Origin of the sequence: Mucilaginibacter conchicola (assembly GCF_003432115.1) — a bacterium.
Lineage (GTDB): Bacteria > Bacteroidota > Bacteroidia > Sphingobacteriales > Sphingobacteriaceae > Mucilaginibacter > Mucilaginibacter conchicola.
The window spans coordinates 843,046-856,415 of sequence record NZ_QWDC01000003.1 but is presented as its reverse complement, the minus strand read 5'-3'; the positions used below and the strand labels follow the sequence as shown (position 1 = coordinate 856,415).

Sequence of the window (13,370 nt, the reverse complement as noted above, 5' to 3'; positions counted from 1 at the left end):
ATTGGGTAAGGCCGGATGACTTTGCTCTGGTCGTATTCTAATTGCGTAAGATGTTGCCGGATAAATAATTGAATATTGGATAGATGTTTTGACGGCTTGTTGTTAAAATAAAATGATAATCACCGGCCATGCTACAAAGAACCGATCATTAAAACAAGGTCGCACCAAAAGCCCGGTTTTTGGAAACCCTGCCAGGTTAGATTTTGAGCGCATGCCCGCAAACTAAAACGGGTGACCATAGAGGTCTGCACCCCTTTTTTTGTTTAATGAAGCTACCACCGGGTTGATGCAAGTCAAAAATCTTGCAATAGATTGCGATTTTGCTTTCAAGATAACGCCATCTATTCGAAAGAGTAACTTCATCCTAAACCTGTTGTCAGCCTTCGTTACAAATATTTTAGCGTAACCAACCTCAGAGCTCTGTAGCCAAGACCGCTCATTAATTAGGATTTGAACATTCAGCAGTACTTCGCGCCTGTACATAAAAAATAAAAGGAACTCAATTGATGATCACATAATCCTTTAACTGATGATCGGCAGCTTTGACAGCAGGATATGGTGCTACGGACTTGTGTAATAACACCATGCCTGCTTCGCCGGCCTCATTTCCCATAGCAATGCCTCGAGCAGTAATGTCAAATTTGTTTAAATTCAGATTTGACGTCTACGATAGGAATATTGAAAAGGCAGGCCACGATCACCATTTACAGCATCACATTCTTCAGTTCGAAAAAAATGGTATTTACACGTTCCAATGCCATTATCAGATTACCTGGCAATAAATAATTGTTATATAGAAAATGATTGTATTGAAAATATTTTGAAGTAAATTAGGCAAACGCTTTACTGAATTATTCATTAGGTTGAGTCTATCCAAGAACTTAGCACCATACGTGTAAAGCGCAAAACCTCCCGCAGGCAACACAGGTGCGGCGCCTGGCACGGGAACATCAGCGGTAATTTATTTGCCGGTATTACTATAAAACTAAAGTTCGAAAAATGGAAGTATATAATGATTGTTAGGTATGCTTACTTTTAAAAAAGGTCTATATTCAGGCGAAGTAACCTGTGAGAAAAATATAAATGGCATTATTGCATGTGTTACGGATTATCATATCTATGATTATAATAGCGCTATGCATTGCCACGAAAATGCTCACTTAAGCTTTATGATACAAGGTGGTTGCGTGGAGAAGAAAAGAGATGCTTTTGATATCAGTCCAGGTAGTATTCAATATTACAGTTCCGGCGAAATGCATCAGGTCATAAAAGTCGCTGAACCTTCCCGAAGGGTTAACCTAGAATTAGAGGAGAGTTTTTTTGCTCAGTTTGACCTTAACGACGCACAAGCAAGCGTTGCTATTTCGAAAAATCCGGAATTCAAGTTTTTAATGATAAAGATTTACAAAGAATTGCTTACTTATGACTCTTTATCAGAAATATCTATCCAAATGTTATTGTTTCAATTAATAAGCCAGGAACAATATCATGGCCAGACAAACAAACTCCCGCTTTGGATAAGTGCCGTTGAAGAATACTTGCGTGATAACCCGGATGAAAAAGTATCATTGCAGGAACTGGCGCTAATAACGAATATGCATCCCGTAACATTGTCAAAAAACTTTCCAAAATATTTCCATTGTACTATAGGAGAATATAAACGCCGCATAAAAATAGAAAAGTCGCTTACGCTGATTAAATCATCGAAATTGACCCTGACTGATATTGCGTTAACTTGCGGCTTTTTCGATCAAAACCACTTTATTAGAACATTCAAGCATATCACAGGTTTTCTGCCGATGGAATATAAGAGATCATAAAATCCTTAATGGCTAAATTCATGCTATTTATTCTTTTAGGCACAAAATAATTTTGCTCAATAACGTAAAATCTATATGTCCTGTGAAACGAAGTAGAAAGATTTTATTTTTATTCATTACCCTTCTTCTTATAGTAATTCAGTATTCCTGCCGATCAGTAACTGCTTTAAACGGGAAAAAAGTGAGCGCTTATGATATTGACCACTTCATTAAAAAGCAGGTTGATACTTTTCGTTTACCAAGCGTATCAATTGCATTCATTGATGATGGGAAAATAGTTTATCATAATGAATTCGGATATTCCAATTTAAAAAATAAAAGCAAAGCTGACCGGAACTCTATATACGAGGCATGTTCTATGAGCAAACCTGTATTTGCTTATTTTATAATGAAAATGAAGGAAAGAGGTATTATAAATATTGACACTCCATTATATAAATATCTACCTTACCCGGAAATCGAATATGATGGTCGAAACAAATTGATCACAGCAAGAATGCTCTTATCCCATACTTCAGGTTTACCAAACTGGCATGAATATGAGCCTGCTGATTCAGCTCTTCATGTAGCCAAAGGCGCTCAATATTTGAAGTTTAATCCCGGTACTGCCTATAATTATTCAGGGGAAGGGTATCAATATTTGGTTAATGTTATTGCGCACTTATTGCATACTGATTTAAAAAGTCTGTCTGATACCGTTGATAAAGAGGTTTGTAAGCCCCTTGGAATGAAACACGCCTATTTTGGCTGGAACAAATATGTTGCACAACACAAAGTAACGGGGTACCGTCAAAATGAAGGTGATGGCAGTAATAAGCCGGGCAAATTAAAAAAGTTTGAAGAATTTAGTGCAGCAGGCGGGTTGCATACCAACGCAATTGATTACGCAAATTTTATAATTGCGCTGATGGACGAAAAAGGATTATCAAAAAAGAGTTTTAAAGAGATGTTTGAACCGCAGATCAAGGTTCCCGATTCTGACGAAGCTGATGATTGGGGACTTGGTTTGGCCATAAAAAAAACCAATTATGGCATCAGATATATGCACAGCGGAAATAATGGTGATTTCACAGGTTATTTCGTTATGTATAAAGATTTAAAAAGAGGTTTTGTCTTTTTAACGAACTGTAACAGGGCGGGTGACTTATTTGATGCCTTGATGCCGCTATTTGAAAATGGAGGCTAAAACGTGAGATTAGAAATTTTAAAATGAAAAACATTATCCTCGGATTGCTATCCCTTTCAGTTAGTTTCGTTTTTGCCCAAAATCCGGTATCATATCCAAAGGACACGACTATTTCAAAACCGGAATTAAATTTTGAAGTGTTGTGGCATACTTTCGAAGATAACTATGCCTTCTTTAAGTTAAGGAATATTGACTGGCATGCCACCTATCAGAAATATAGACCCCAAATAAATCCCCATACATCTGATGATTCGTTGTATACGGTTTTTTCTCTGATGCTGGCACCTTTTCATGACAATCATATCAATGTTATCGTTCCGGGAATCAAGCAATTCAAATCTGTAAAACCTTCGCAGTTCGTGAAAGAGTTCCCAACGGATAGCCTGCGGAATAAGTTTTGGCAAATGGTAAATTCTTCCCTAATGCAAAAACGTTTTACAGCCCTGCGATACTTAGGTCCTGAATTTAATCATGTACCTCTGTTTGCTTATTCGACTTCAAATGGTATCGGATACCTGCGTTTCAACAGGTGCTTCGTTGATCAAAATTCCGATAATGTGCCTGATGCAGTAGTTGCAGGCAAACTATTGGATACGCTGTTTGCAAGTTTTAAAGAAGTCAAATCAATGATCGTGGATGTAAGAGATAATATTGGCGGCAATGATGAATTTGCTTACGAAGTTGCTGGCAGGTTTACAGCTGGTAAAGTAATTGGTATGCATAAAAAAACAAGGATAAGAGCAGGAGGATATGAAGATTTTGGGAAACTTGAAACATGGTACACAGAGCCTAAAGGTAATTTTCAATTTACAAAACCTGTGGTCGTATTAACGAATGATAAAACAGTAAGCGCCGGAGATTTATTTGCTTCAATAATGAGAGAACTACCCAATGTAAAAATTGTCGGTTCAAACACACGAGGTATATACTCAAATATGTATGGCTTTACACTGCCAAATGGCTGGCTTATTTCACTTTCTAATGAGCGGTACTACGACAACAAAATGGTTTGTTATGAAGGTATCGGCGCACCCGTTGATATTCGTGTTCTAAATACCCGAAATGATCTGCTGAACTTGAATGACCCCGTATCGGACGCAGCTATAAAACATTTGTTAAAGACCCATAATTAACGAAACTACCGCCAACTGTGGCTTCACCTCCGGCAGCGACTTGCGGCGAAAAAACATTCATTTTTTAGCCGTTACCTTACTACTTTTCAAGTTTGCGTAGAGAATAATTTCTGCGGGGGTGACACAATCGGGGACCTACCTAAAATTAGCTCCGATCGTAATGAATGCGGCATAGTTGAAACAAATGATGAAATACAAATATCAGAACTTTACAAAAGCAGCTTTTGAAACTTTCCAGTAATTGAAAACTAAACCCTAAGATAAAGATGTATGCTTTATTTTCTTAGAGGAGTTTGCGAACCATGTACTCTGCGTCTGCCATTTTGATGCTCACCACTCTGGCCTCGTTGCTGCGCGCGATCACCCCTTCAACACCAGTCCGGAGTCACTGTGGTCGCCTGTACCTGAGCTGCAATTAAAGCATCGCTCGTATGCTTACCAAAACAGCCTTAATTGCCGCCATCAGGGGCTGTATTACTCCATATCTCGGCAATCCTTAATAGACAGTGTGATTGTAGAATTATCCTTTGGGCAAACCAACAGATGCGGAGCACAGGTTCTCCGATATTTTGACAGATGAAACTGAAATTTTTTCACTTTTTCTGAAAAAATTTCAGGAAAGAGCCAGGGCTGTATGACTGGCACACGCCTTGTAATCAGTTCATTAGTTTAATTAATTTCATTCGTTTAATCATTAAAAAATTAAGGAGGACAACCCATGACACTGGTTAAATTTAATCCCGCCAACACGAACAATCACTTTGTATTCCCAGGCTTTTCTGACGTATTTGCTCCAATCTTCGGTGACACACTTTTTAATGACCGCATGGTCGCCCGCGTACCGGCGGTAAATATCAGCGAGTCCGAAGATCACTATCATGTAGAGCTGGCTGCACCGGGCCTGAAAAAAGAACATTTCAGGCTCAGCCTGGAGCAAAATGTGCTTACCGTTTCGGTGGAGCAACAAAACGAGAACAGCGCAACACAAAAGAATTACAGCAAACGCGAGTACAGCTACAGCTCATTTGTGCGCTCTTTCACGCTGCCGGAAAGCGCCAACGCTGAAGGCATTAACGCCGTTTACACCGATGGCGTTTTAATGATCGATATTGCCAAACGCGAGGAAGCCAAACCGGTACGCCGTCAGATCGAGATCAAATAATTTTATTCCGTAATCTGTTTCAGGTATGAAAACCGATTTTGATCTGATGATCAGCTTCCGGACGCCTTCGGGGTTTAAGCGCTGTGCGCAATATTTTCTGGGCACTGACCGAAAATTTGCGGAATCCGTATTTCAGCAACTGACCGGTCATGAAGATCATACCGGTCAGGCGGTGCTGCATCTCGACCTGGTGGAAAGCAGCAGTGGTTTGCCACTGAGGTTAAGAACACTATGTTGCAAGCTCAGCGAACTATCCGATAATTGTGCGCTGGTCACGAAAGAGTTATTCCGACAACAAGCTATCCGGGATGAAAGTCATCCAATTGAAAAACGGGGATCATAGATTCCCGTTTTTCTTTGTGTATTATATACTTTAACAGACGTTTTGCTACGTTTGGACAGCTCAATAGGCGCCTTCCAGCCTGCCCGGGCTTCGGCATGGAAATTGTTTTCACGTCGGCATGAATCAGCTTTCTAAAACGCTCATCGCCGGTATCGCCGGAACTTCGGTTATGACGGCTGACAGCGATCTGATGTCCAGAATCTTCGGTGAGAATTTCAGGGAGCCAGAACATCTGGCGACAATGATCAAACGTTTAGCGCCGGGTTTGTCTAAACAGGCCAGTCAACTGGCAGGCTGGGGTGCGCATTTTGCAATGGGTTTTGTATTCGCGGCTGTTTATGTGGAGTTATGGGAAACCAAAAAGATCAGGCATTCGGTCTTGAACGCTTTGATACTCGGGGCCGTCAGCGGGTTACTGGGTTTGCTGATCTGGAAAGGTACGTTTAAAGCACACCCCTTTCCGCCGCTGATCAAATATGACCATTATTACCTCCAACGAATCCCCGCACATATTGTATTTGCGGTGACAGCAACATTGGCTTACCGGCTTACTTTAAAATTAGAAGAAAAGAAGGACCATGACTAATTTCAGAGGTTTTAGCATACCCCCACCATGATGAACCGGGTTGCCGCTACTATGTGTATGAAAACGCTGGCACTGTGGCTCCCTGCCGATAGTCAACAGATCTATCATTAATTGGCATATCTATCCCGCTATTGTGCAGGATGCATACCGTTGTCTACATCACTTGAACAAGGGTGTTTGTTCAAGGTCTAAGACCACCATTCCAATGGAAACCTGATCTGGTCTACGCTATCGACAATCAGGTTTGGCTTATAAGCATACCGGTCGACTTGTTTTTTATCGGCGATGCCGGATAACACCAGGACAGTTTTAAAGCCCATATATAGGCCGCCAATAATATCGGTTTCCATGGTATCGCCAATCACGGTGATTTGCTCCGCTTTGAGACCCATATACATGCTGGCCGAGCGCATCATAACGGGGCTGGGCTTGCCGATCACAAAAGCTTCGCGGCCGCTGCCTTCTTCGATCATGGCGGCGGTAGCGGCGATACCTAGGTTGTTCCAGCCCGCCTTTCGCGGCGTTGGGTCACGGTTAGTAGCGATAAAGCGCACACCATCAAGAATCATATCGACGGCAGCGCGAACGTCTTTCAAATCGAAGTCCATCCCCTCGCCCAGGATTACAAAGTCGGGTTTCTTATCTACGAGTTTAATGCCGTTGTGCTCCAGGCTTTTTAGCAATCCGCCCTCGCCTAGTACGAAAGCACTGCAACCGGGAAACTCGTTTTTCAGAAAGGTCGCGGTTGCCATGGCGCTGGTGTAGATATGTTCTTCGGTAATGCCTTTTACGCCCAGTTCTTCCAATTTTTCAACAGCTTCACGCCGGCTGCGTGCACTGTTATTGGACAGAAAGGTGAAGGGGATCTTTGCTTTGAGTAAGCGCCTAACGAAAATTTCGCCGCCCTCAATGAGCTCCTCTCCCGCGTATATCACGCCGTCCATATCAATCATTAACCCGTGTTTTTTTGTCATGTTTATTGAAATATTGATTGAGCTTTTTCTGTAGTTTTTTCCAGGTCGATCCCTTTACCGAGTACACCCCGGAAAAGGTCACCTGTTTCTTTTAATCTTTGAATGGCGTTGTGGATCGTAAAATCGCGCATGGTCAGGCCGGGTTTCACTTCATCCCAACTGAGAGGCATGGAAACGGTCGCGCCCGGTTTAGGGCGTAACGAGTAGACGCCCGCGATGGTGGCGTCGGGCCGGTTCTGCAGAAAGTCAAGGTACATTTTTCCGCCTCGCTTCCTGACCATCCGCTCCATGCTGGTGTACTCCGGGATCTGTTTGTGGACTAGTGAGACAATGATCTTGGCGAACATTTGGCTTTGGTCGTAAGTGTACTTGGCACCTAACGGGATATAGATATGCATGCCTGTCGAGCCGGATGTTTTGGGATAGGCAGTTACGCCGATGGCATCCAGTACCTTTTTGATTTCCTGTGCAGCGCTGACCACCTGGTCAAAATGCTGTTTGTCCGGATCCAGATCGATCACGCAGAAATCGGGATTACCAGCTGATTGAACCCGGCTGAACCAGGGGTTGATCTCGATACAACCAAGCGAGGCCATCCAGAGCAGGCTGGCTTTATTGGTAGCGACGAGATACTCTTTTTCCTCGCCTTTGTCATTGGTATGCGGCATGGTCGCCATACAGCCAGGGACTTTATCCTTGACATTTTTCTGGTAAAAGCTGGGGCCATAGATGCCGTTCGGAAAACGGTTAAGCGACATCGGGCGGTCCTTCAGGTACGGCACCATGTATTCAGCGACCTGGTCGTAGTAATTGAACATATCCCTTTTGGTAATACGGTCTTCGGGCCAGTACACCTTGGACAGATGATTGAAGGTCAGTAGGCAGCCGTTGACCTTGACGCTCTGGCTGTCTTTGGCGGGATCCAAAAAGCTGGCTTCGGGTTTAATGGCTTTGGTCATGGTTTTCTTTTTAGGAGTTTTTTTTTTATTCGTTCAGCACTTTCGTCGGCTTCCGCCACGGTACTTTGCCTATCGGCAGGCACTTCCAGGATCACCTCTTTTGGATCTTTATCGCGGCGCATGCCTTTGAAAGAGGCCTGGCGGACTTTGCCGTCGCCCGTAATATCAGCGATATTGACTTCGCAAACAAGTTCCGGTTTCAGCCAGAAAGGTTTGGCACCCAGGCGGCGCGGGCGGTATTGGGAGGTCTCATCGACATCGGGTTCAACCTCGAATGGGCAAACGTCGGTGATCAGCGGCTCAAACTCGGCCATCATTTCTTTTTGCTTTTTTCCGGACCAGCCAGTCCCTACTTTGCCGATATAGCGCAAGACGCCTTTTTGATAAACGCCGATAGCCAGGGCGCTGAACAACTTATCGGTGCCGGAGTTGCGGGTGAATGCGCCGATGACAACTTCCTGGCGGCGCTCCACTTTGACCTTCAGCCATTGGCGGGAACGGTCACCGGAGGTATAAGTGCTGTCAGCTTTTTTGGCCATGATGCCTTCGATGCCGGCCTTTTCAGCGGCGTGAAAAAAATCGATACCGTTGACGGCAAAAGCTTTGCTCTGGCGAATGGTATCATCTGTAGGCAATACCACATCCAGAATCGCTTTGCGTTCGGTTAAAGGGAGTTGGCGCAGGTCGCGGCCCTCATACCAAAGGATATCAAAAACGTTGTAGACCAGCCGGCCATCTTTGCGGCGTTGCCAGTTCTGGATGGCGCTGAAATCCGATTTGCCGTCCGCGCCAAGCACGACGATCTCACCGTCGATGATCGCATTGGCGTTCCATTTTTTAAGCGCTTCGGCAATAGGGTGAAACTGATCGAAGGATATATTGTTCCGGGAGATGAGTTCCGCTTCCTGTTGATTGACCACGGCCAGGGCGCGGTAGCCGTCCCATTTGATTTCATAAAGCCAGCCTGCATCATTGAACGGTTCGCGGACCAGGGTGGCTTTCATGGGCTGCAGCTTGAGCGGTGGCGCTGACGTGGGTGCTTTGGCCAGTAAGTTTTGCAATTCAGAGACTTGTGCTTTGTTGACTACAATCATGCTTGTAGTGGTCTTTGGCTTTTTCCGTGGCAGGTCATGCTCTGAGAGTTCGATCCAAACGGGCGCGTGGTCGCTGGATCCCTGCCAGCCGCGGACATGTTTATCCACCTGACCGGTTTTCAGGCGATTAACGATTACGGGGTTCAGCAGGAAATGATCGAGCCTGAGACCGGCATTGCGTCCGTAAGCATCTCGCAGGTAGTCCCAAAAGGTATATATGCGTTCGTTTGGAAATAATGTCCGGATAGCGTCCGTCCAACCCTGAGCAATCAGATCTTGATAGGCTTTGCGGCTTTCGGGACGGAACAATGCGTTGGCTTCGTATTTTTCGGGTTTGTAGGTATCGAGTTCGGTCGGCATGACATTATAATCACCAATGAGCATGACCGGCAGATCGCGATTGACCAGGTCTTTGGCGTGATCGGCTAATCTCTGGAACCAACGCAGTTTATAATCGAATTTGCCACCGGGCCAGGGATTACCGTTTGGCAGATAGATACAGCCGATAACGATGCCATCTACAAATGCTTCGATATAGCGGCTATGGGTGAATTTTTCGTCTTCGCCGGGCAGGTCGCGCCGCAGCTCCCGGATCTCACTTTTTGCCAGAATCGCGACGCCGTTCCAGCTTTTCTGTCCCTGCCAGATGGCGTTATAACCGGCCGTTTTCAGCTGTTGTTCAGGGAAGGCGCGGTTCTCGGCTTTAAGTTCCTGCAGACAGACTATATCCGGCTTGGCTTCTTTGATCCAGCGCAACAGGATTTCCAGGCGCCCGTTGATGCCGTTGATGTTATATGTCGCTATTTTCATCCCGTTTTGCCTTTGTTTTTATGCTAACATTTGAAGATTTACCGCCAGTATCTGTCTGCAGGTTACCGCTAAATGGTCACCCCGGAACTTGCCCTGATCATCAGTAAACTTTAGTTCGCAGCCGGCTGAGGGCTGACCGATCATTTCATCCGGCAAGTTAATTTGTTGACACGAAAGCCCGGGCAACCGGGACCTCGCATTTAGAATTGGATGCTTACTTAATTTTCTTTTCGATGGCGCTGCATTGGTTTCCAGCAGATTTTTTTGCGTGTTTTACCGCCTGCAAAATGGCGCCTTCTTTTTGCGCTTCGTATTTGATCTCATGTGGTTGATCCGAAACTAAATTGTTTCACTTTTGTCCCTCTTGTACCCATAGATAATTATCTTTATATTTCCTTTGGGTTAACAAATTTTATTCAAAGAGGTTTTCTATATCGGCTATAGGCGTTTATATTCCTTCTATTGGCATGAGGGATAGTATGATATTGAACGCCTGGGGGGCGCTACAACAGAATTAGCATTCATTCGATACGCTAGCAGTTATGCAATGTTTCCGTGTCTTGAACAGAACTTACAGATGACATCTGCTCGTGTGCATCCTGATCTGCTAGGGTCGCTTGAGAAGCATTATGAATAGAAATATAAACCCTCGTTGATCTCGCTGGCAGGATTACCGGCAACGGTGTGTTAGTTCCTTTAATAAGTTTACCGCTGTTGCGAAACATCAGGCCAATTGCTGCCTTTGATTGGTTATGCCGAACAGGCGGTTCAATATTTTCGGCGCCAGTGCCTTTAGGCAGCATGGATGAGCATAATAATAAGCCGTAACACTGTCCGGGATCGCAGTAATTTCTTTCTGATCGCTGATTTTTGTTCTGCCGGTTCGCTTACTTAGCTGGCTTATGGCTGATCATCATATCCTCTCTTTTAGCCACTGCCAGTGTATTGATTGTGCGATCCCCTGATCAGGATTCGGAAAATTGCTCATCCCGGAAGGTCCATTTTATGACTTTTAATGAATGCGCTTATGGCCGACACCGCCTTATTGCTTTTAAGTTCAAGTTCCAATTCATCTATCGAACTAAGATAGCCCGGCAAGTTTTCGATCTTACCAGCGTCTGTCAGCGAAAACCCCATACACCACCGTGCAAAACTCCTTTCTTCAATCGTTTCATTAATCAGGGTCTCGATATCAGTGTGCCGCTGATCAGCTAAAATACGGGAATAGAGGGTATCGATAAAAGCGGCCCTACCCTCTAACCATTGTATAAAATTACCTTCGGCATAAAGTAAAACGCCTGTTATGCCGAGTGCGGCATTATGGATGCAGGAACTATGAAGGATATCCAGCAGCTGATTCTCGTGCATCGGATAAACAGCTCTGCTGCGGTAGACGATTGTTTTCACCATATCGGATAATTCGACAATGTTAACAATATTTCAGCGACCAAAAAAAGGTTGCTTAAGATTCAGCTCATTTATATCGGGCCATCGGCATTTCATCGCGAACATTTTCAGTACAACCGGGAAACCAGAAATTGAAAACCAATTCCTGTTGGCATAAACTTTATCTTATATATTGCTTGAAATTTCCGCAAAACGGAAATCTAAAGCCTTGTCAAGGTGGATTTTGACAGCGCTTTACTTTTATAACGAATACCTGATTGATGCAGAAGGCCCTTGTCACTGCCCCGTCTTCGTGGCTCCCCTCGTTGTTAAACCCGGTAGTAGGGCCTCCCCATTTCAGTGGGAAAAATGGATTTTGTGTTTGACGTTGCTGAGTGGGACCCTTGTCACCGGAAAGGCTGCCCTATTACCGGCCAATTAAGCATCCGTTTCAGCACGATGCCTTTGTTCGGATTCTCCTCACGCTTTCTTCCGAGCTTTAAACATCTAAGGCAGAAAAATTTGCTTATTCCCCCCCCAGAGTTCAACGTCTAGCAACGCGCAAATATGAAAACGGCGTCAAGCGCTTTTCGCCAGACTCCAACTGAGCATAGTTCTTCTCATTTAAACCCGGAGCCTTCGCCAGAAACGCCTTAGAAAAACCTTTCTCTTCTCTGATTTTTTGATCTTGTATAGAACCCTGTTCAAATATATCATGGACCTTTCCCAGGTGACGTTATCCTTACACATGATACTGTTATTCATTTTAGTCTTAATTTTAATGCGCGGATCAGCAAAACAAATTTCGAAAGAAAACTGAAAAGTGTTGTTCAAGTCCGGTTACGCTTCCCTTAACTTCAGGCTACCTTCACCAGGCTCTCAACGGGAATCCCAGGCACTTCGCACAAATGATCAGGGGCGATACCTTCAGTCTGATTTGATGCAGTTCGATCTTTGAATAGGCGTTTTGGAGATGCCGAGCTGCTCACTGATATACGTTTGAATCAAGGATTTCGATAATCAGATTTCCTTAATAGGATTGAAAATCTGTGCCATGTAGGCTTTACCCTCTTTGTTTCTGTTATTTGGGTCATGGGGTATTGATCTGATAAACGCAATTGATCGCTCATAACAGGCGCTAAAAATAATGTTTTAAGCAGGATCACTTACGCAAAATATAGTTAAAGATTGTATTTGATTTGAAACAGGCCGACGCTATCGGGGGATTGCCTGCAGGTAATTGCCGTTTATTCTGAACCCGGCTTTACCCTGTTCAAAACATTATGCCCTTCCCGGCATTTCTTAGATAGTTATTCATTGCTTTTTGATCATTTTTTATGAGCTGGACCTGCCCGAATTGTGACCGTGAACTGCCCTGGAAAGATTACCGGCATTATTGCGCACGGGTGAGCCTTGACAGTTTGTTTGAGGGGCGCTCTCCGGAACTTGTGCTGGCTTTTGACAAGATCCTGGCAGAAGTGTCGGGCTGGGATAGAGTTTTGGTAGGCGTAACCCCGAATTGTATCGTATTCACTCGCAGGGTAGGCTTTCTGATCTTACGCCCGATGAAAAAGGTTTTGGATATTAAATTTTACTCAGCGGTTCTTCATCCGGAACCGCCGGTGATGAAAAGTGTCAAGGCCGGTAACAAATTTGAAAATCATATCCGCATCTCCTCAGTTGAAGATATCAGACCGGCCCTTTTTATTTTTATCCGGGAATCGTATGAGCTGATGCGGCGGAAGAACATGCCTGCTCATCCGGGCAATTAATATGCGTAGACCAGGCCGGAGCGTTATTCCACGAGGCGGAGGTTTTTGATCTTGGTGCCGGCTTTGATATCCTTGTGGCTTCCTTTTACAGGCAGGTTTTTGATTGTTACCACGCTGTCTCCGTTTTGAAGAAGGTTACCGTTGC

The 13,370-nt window shown here is 44.3% G+C and carries 12 protein-coding genes; 7 read left to right on the top strand and 5 right to left on the bottom strand.

The features are described from left to right. Positions 1-1,025 precede the first annotated feature (1,025 nt). From D0C36_RS20600 to D0C36_RS20575, 6 genes are all read left to right on the top strand, one after another. Positions 1,026-1,820, top strand: a complete 795-nt coding sequence (locus tag D0C36_RS20600; RefSeq protein WP_117393573.1) for an AraC family transcriptional regulator — start codon at positions 1,026-1,028, stop codon at positions 1,818-1,820. An 82-nt stretch (positions 1,821-1,902) separates the two neighbouring features. After that, positions 1,903-3,006: a serine hydrolase domain-containing protein gene (locus tag D0C36_RS20595; RefSeq protein WP_158557165.1), complete on the top strand. Its 1,104-nt coding sequence runs from the start codon at positions 1,903-1,905 to the stop codon at positions 3,004-3,006. 23 nt (positions 3,007-3,029) lie between these two features. Next, positions 3,030-4,139, top strand: a complete 1,110-nt coding sequence (locus tag D0C36_RS20590; RefSeq protein WP_117393571.1) for a S41 family peptidase — start codon at positions 3,030-3,032, stop codon at positions 4,137-4,139. Between the two features lie 718 nt (positions 4,140-4,857). Further along, positions 4,858-5,301, top strand: coding sequence for an Hsp20/alpha crystallin family protein (locus tag D0C36_RS20585; RefSeq protein ID WP_117393570.1), 444 nt, complete (start codon positions 4,858-4,860; stop codon positions 5,299-5,301). Positions 5,302-5,326: 25 nt separating this feature from the next. After that, complete coding sequence (locus tag D0C36_RS20580) at positions 5,327-5,644, top strand: hypothetical protein (RefSeq protein WP_117393569.1); 318 nt, start codon at positions 5,327-5,329, stop codon at positions 5,642-5,644. Between the two features lie 118 nt (positions 5,645-5,762). Beyond that, a complete protein-coding gene (locus D0C36_RS20575) occupies positions 5,763-6,230 on the top strand; it encodes a hypothetical protein (RefSeq protein ID WP_117393568.1) in 468 nt (155 codons plus the stop codon). Positions 6,231-6,418: 188 nt separating this feature from the next. Here D0C36_RS20575 and D0C36_RS20570 read toward each other — a convergent pair whose 3' ends face one another. From D0C36_RS20570 to D0C36_RS20545, 4 genes are all read right to left on the bottom strand, one after another. Continuing rightward, complete coding sequence (locus D0C36_RS20570) at positions 6,419-7,204, bottom strand: HAD-IIA family hydrolase (RefSeq protein ID WP_117393567.1); 786 nt, start codon at positions 7,202-7,204, stop codon at positions 6,419-6,421. A 2-nt stretch (positions 7,205-7,206) separates the two neighbouring features. Beyond that, positions 7,207-8,163 (bottom strand): non-homologous end-joining DNA ligase, encoded by a 957-nt coding sequence (gene ligD / locus D0C36_RS20565; protein ID WP_117393566.1) that lies wholly within the window; start codon positions 8,161-8,163, stop codon positions 7,207-7,209. Beyond that, positions 8,160-10,067 carry a non-homologous end-joining DNA ligase gene (gene ligD, locus D0C36_RS24925; protein ID WP_117393565.1) on the bottom strand — a complete coding sequence of 636 codons (1,908 nt, stop codon included), beginning with the start codon at positions 10,065-10,067 and terminating at the stop codon, positions 8,160-8,162. Before ligD (D0C36_RS24925) ends, ligD (D0C36_RS20565) begins: the two co-directional genes overlap by 4 nt. Before the next feature lie 984 nt (positions 10,068-11,051). Beyond that, complete coding sequence (locus tag D0C36_RS20545; protein WP_117393563.1) at positions 11,052-11,477, bottom strand: BLUF domain-containing protein; 426 nt, start codon at positions 11,475-11,477, stop codon at positions 11,052-11,054. Positions 11,478-12,790: 1,313 nt separating this feature from the next. Between D0C36_RS20545 and D0C36_RS20540 the strand changes: the two genes are divergently transcribed. Further along, on the top strand, positions 12,791-13,225 hold the full coding sequence (locus D0C36_RS20540) for a DUF5655 domain-containing protein (protein WP_117393562.1): 435 nt from the start codon (positions 12,791-12,793) through the stop codon (positions 13,223-13,225). Positions 13,226-13,248: 23 nt separating this feature from the next. Here the strand turns inward: D0C36_RS20540 and D0C36_RS24835 are convergent, their stop codons facing one another. Beyond that, complete coding sequence (locus tag D0C36_RS24835) at positions 13,249-13,338, bottom strand: PhnA domain-containing protein (RefSeq protein WP_233524536.1); 90 nt, start codon at positions 13,336-13,338, stop codon at positions 13,249-13,251. Positions 13,339-13,370 lie beyond the last annotated feature (32 nt).

Excerpts from the sequence above, each read along its gene's own strand:
- ligD (WP_117393566.1), bottom strand. The coding sequence starts at position 8,163 with ATGACCAAAGCCATTAAACCCGAAGCCAGCTTTTTGGATCCCGCCAAA.
- D0C36_RS20600 (WP_117393573.1), top strand. The coding sequence starts at position 1,026 with ATGCTTACTTTTAAAAAAGGTCTATATTCAGGCGAAGTAACCTGTGAG.
- ligD (WP_117393565.1), bottom strand. The coding sequence starts at position 10,067 with ATGAAAATAGCGACATATAACATCAACGGCATCAACGGGCGCCTGGAA.
- D0C36_RS20580 (WP_117393569.1), top strand. The coding sequence starts at position 5,327 with ATGAAAACCGATTTTGATCTGATGATCAGCTTCCGGACGCCTTCGGGG.
- D0C36_RS20575 (WP_117393568.1), top strand. The coding sequence starts at position 5,763 with ATGAATCAGCTTTCTAAAACGCTCATCGCCGGTATCGCCGGAACTTCG.
- D0C36_RS20585 (WP_117393570.1), top strand. The coding sequence starts at position 4,858 with ATGACACTGGTTAAATTTAATCCCGCCAACACGAACAATCACTTTGTA.
- D0C36_RS20570 (WP_117393567.1), bottom strand. The coding sequence starts at position 7,204 with ATGACAAAAAAACACGGGTTAATGATTGATATGGACGGCGTGATATAC.
- D0C36_RS20590 (WP_117393571.1), top strand. The coding sequence starts at position 3,030 with ATGAAAAACATTATCCTCGGATTGCTATCCCTTTCAGTTAGTTTCGTT.
- D0C36_RS20545 (WP_117393563.1), bottom strand. The coding sequence starts at position 11,477 with ATGGTGAAAACAATCGTCTACCGCAGCAGAGCTGTTTATCCGATGCAC.
- D0C36_RS20540 (WP_117393562.1), top strand. The coding sequence starts at position 12,791 with ATGAGCTGGACCTGCCCGAATTGTGACCGTGAACTGCCCTGGAAAGAT.